The organism is Agathobaculum ammoniilyticum, assembly GCF_025567315.1.
Lineage (GTDB): Bacteria > Bacillota > Clostridia > Oscillospirales > Butyricicoccaceae > Agathobaculum > Agathobaculum ammoniilyticum.
On record NZ_JAOQJE010000040.1, the window covers coordinates 1 to 3,189 of the forward strand.

Below are 3,189 nucleotides of genomic sequence, written 5' to 3' on the forward strand. Positions count from 1 at the left end.
TCCAGCCCCAGCCGCTTGGCGTTTTTCATCCAATCATGAAGCGTAATTTCACCTGATACTATTTTTTCATACAACGATACAGGTAAAACGCTAAGTCTGCATTGCATATTCATTTTTACCCCCCTCACAAATCAACATATTTTTTGCTTTGTTGATTTAGATTATAGTATCCTGACACTAAGTTGAAAATTAAATATTTTAGAAAACTCTTTCATTTTTCTAAAAATTCTATAATTGTATTCAGCGCTAAAAGGCTTGACAATATCCAAATTGTGTTAGTTCAGTATAATGACATTCTTTAATTGTAATTTAAAGTAAACAGGTACAATCAGTCGCAAACCTAATTATTACAACCAATTTTCAAAAAACAATAAAAACCGCCGGCCTGCTAATGCTATTCTGCACTAACAGGCCGGCCTCTGTATTACCGTATCTTCCCTTTAATCTTTCCGCGCAGCCACTGCCGGTCGTCGCTGTACTCCATGCTCTGCACGATCACACTGTCGCCTGCCTCAAACTGGTCGTCGGAAAACTGCTGCGCATACCTGCATACCACCGTGCAGCCGTCCCGCAGACGTCCAAATATGCCGCCGGTATACTTGTTTGTGATTTTTGCAATCCGCGTGCTCCCCACCGGATGCCGGAACTCCGCGCCAATATAGGGGTTCGGCTCCACCTCCAGTACAGATACCGCGAACCCCTCCTCGTCCGCGGCCATCACCTTTGCTTTCAGTTTTTGCCCAGGATAGTAGCTTTCGCGCATATCCCCAAGATAAGAATAGGACAGCCCTGCCTGTGCCAGCGTCAGGTCATGCCCGCAGGTTGTCAGGGTGAGGTGGGACGCCCCCACAGCCAGCACCATGCAGTCCACAATATCGCCCTCCTGGACGCCGCGCACACGATGGGCATGCCACCGCTGCCGTTCCATCGCCAGCGCACGGGACGCTACCGCGCACTGCCCCTCACGATCCACGCCGGTGATGATATAGTCTATCTTCGCCCCTGCCATATGCCCCAGCACATAGGTTTCCCGCTCATCCCCCTCTTTCCATACAAAGGGTTCGGGTATCAGCACCTTTACCCTGTACTGCACCACAGTGAGGCAGGGCATCTCCTTTTTCCCGTCCGTGCCGTCTTCGTCTTCCCCGTCCGGAAGAGGCACCCCCTCCACGCCTATGATCTCCCCGCTCAGTATGGAGCTGGACCGGTAGGACGCGTAGATCGCGTTCCACTCCGCCTGTTCCTTTTCCGTCAGGCTGTAGTCCAGCGCCTTAAAGTCCGTTTCATAAAACCTCAGCCTGGTCAAATTTAATTCGTCCGGCAAACGGTTTTTTTCATTCATTCCGAATCCCCTCCCATTTTTTCAGCTCCAGCTTTTCGTTTTTATCCGGCCAGACCAGCAGGCACGGTGTTTCCGCCCGCAGCGCCGCAACCTGTCCCGCTTCATCCAGAAGCAGTGCATACAGCGTTTTCATCGTGTTTTCCACCCGCAGGCTGTCCAGCGTAAGGCAGCGCTTCCGTTCCTTCCCCACAGGGATATACAGCACACACAGCCGCACCTCCCGTTCCGGCAGGTACGCGGTCAGAAATACCGGTTTTTTGCGCGGGAATATATCCGGCGCCCTGCTGCCAGACAGGGCCAGCGAGATATCCACCGCGCGGGCCAGCTGTATGTCAAACCGCCTGTCCGCTGCCAGAACATACGCCCCCATGTCCCGCAGCACGCCGCCGTAGCGCAGCTGGCGGATCGTGCGGTCCACGGCTTTTTTGTCCATCCCAAAGCGCAGCCACAGCAGCATGTACACCTGGCGCTTCCACATCCCGCCCAGTGTCTTGAGCAGTGAAAGAAGCTCTGTCTGCGGCTCGCTGTAATACATTGACTTCATGTCGCCAACCTCCGTTTCACCTGATTTAACACGGGATCAAGCAGGGCTTCGCTCCCCATCTCCACGATCGTACTGAAAATGACCTTGGCGGTGTAGACCAGCGTATTGGAAATCGCCTCGTTCTCGTTCCGCCGCAGCCTGTACAGCGCTTCGTCGAGCACGTCGGCATCCAGCCGCCGGAGCGTGTCGCGGACATAGCCCTGCGGGTAGGTGCAGGCGCCCAGCTGCAGCCGGCCGCAGTAGTACAGCCACGATACCGCGTCACGGAACACCTCCGCTTCCTCCGGCGCATAGCGGGAAAGCTCGCATCGCTGCAAGATCGCCGCTATGGCCTCGCGTCCGTCCTCCGCGCCCGCGCGTGGGACTGTCGGAAGATCATCATCAGTATCCCTGTACTCTTTCTTACTCTTCTCTTTCTTACTTGTGTGCGTTTTTTGCAGTTCTTGGTTTGCCGCTTTGGCAGGTCTTGCCTGCGCACCATCCTCCATATCCGGCATGTTTTCCACCATATTATCCGGAATGCCGCCAGAAGGCTCCTGTTCTCTGCCCTCATCCACTTCATCCAGATATGCAATTTCTGCAGGTCTTGGCGTGGGGCAGAACGGCGCGCAGTCATAGCCGTAGGCCGCCTTTTCGTCCAGCACCACCTCGGCCAGGAAGATGCGGTTAGGCAGCCCGCGGCCCTGCCGCTGCTCCCAGACCAGGCGCCTGTCCGCCAGTTCCTTAAAGCAGGCTATCGCCTTGCGGTAGGAAACCTGCAGCTCCCGTGCCAGATCCTCGCGCGTGTAGATGATGTACACCTCGCCGTGCCGGTTCACCCAGCCGTTGCGGCGGGACAGCTGGTACCGGTTGAGCAGGAACGTGTAGGCTACCTTGCTCTCCAATCCCATATCCATGTAACGCGGGTCGCAGAACAGCCAGCGCGGCATCTGCATGTGGAAATAGGAAATGGCGCCGGACAGCTTCATCAGCGTAAAGCCCGGCCGGTCTTCTGCAGCGATGTTCTTTTTCATAAGGCAGCATCCTCGCTTTCGTTGTCTAATTCGTTGTTTCGATCCAGTTCCTGTTGGTATTGGTCGATCTGGTCATCTGTTGGGATAAATGTCGTATGATCGGGCATATCATCCTCCTGATCGGGATCGTCCGGCTGCAGTAGGTCGGAATAGGGGGATTTCGGCTCCGCTGGCAGTTCAGGAGGGGGCACCGCCGATCCTGCTTCCGGCGATCCCGCTTTAGGTCCATCGCCTGTTTTGGGGTGGGAGGTATCTGCCGTACCATCCGCACCGTCCGGCCTGTCCGGCGG

The 3,189-nt window shown here is 55.3% G+C and carries 4 protein-coding genes; all 4 read right to left on the reverse strand.

All coding sequences use genetic code 11. The features are described 5' to 3' along the window. Positions 1–424: 424 nt before the first annotated feature. Positions 425–1,342, reverse strand: coding sequence for a hypothetical protein (locus tag OCV66_RS15400; protein WP_147574649.1), 918 nt, complete (start codon positions 1,340–1,342; stop codon positions 425–427). Then, positions 1,335–1,886 (reverse strand): hypothetical protein, encoded by a 552-nt coding sequence (locus OCV66_RS15405; protein WP_147574650.1) that lies wholly within the window; start codon positions 1,884–1,886, stop codon positions 1,335–1,337. Before OCV66_RS15405 ends, OCV66_RS15400 begins: the two co-directional genes overlap by 8 nt. Further along, the gene (locus OCV66_RS15410) at positions 1,883–2,899 is read right to left on the reverse strand and encodes a replication initiator protein A (protein ID WP_147574651.1); all 1,017 of its coding nucleotides are present in this window, start codon (positions 2,897–2,899) and stop codon (positions 1,883–1,885) included. Before OCV66_RS15410 ends, OCV66_RS15405 begins: the two co-directional genes overlap by 4 nt. Further along, positions 2,896–3,189: hypothetical protein (locus OCV66_RS15415; protein WP_262564904.1), on the reverse strand; the 294-nt coding region annotated here is incomplete at its 5' end. The genes OCV66_RS15410 and OCV66_RS15415, both read right to left, overlap by 4 nt.

What these genes read in the sequence shown, in the direction of transcription:
- OCV66_RS15400 (WP_147574649.1), bottom strand. Translation starts at nt 1,342, where the DNA reads ATGAATGAAAAAAACCGTTTGCCGGACGAATTAAATTTGACCAGGCTG.
- OCV66_RS15405 (WP_147574650.1), bottom strand. Translation starts at nt 1,886, where the DNA reads ATGAAGTCAATGTATTACAGCGAGCCGCAGACAGAGCTTCTTTCACTG.
- OCV66_RS15410 (WP_147574651.1), bottom strand. Translation starts at nt 2,899, where the DNA reads ATGAAAAAGAACATCGCTGCAGAAGACCGGCCGGGCTTTACGCTGATG.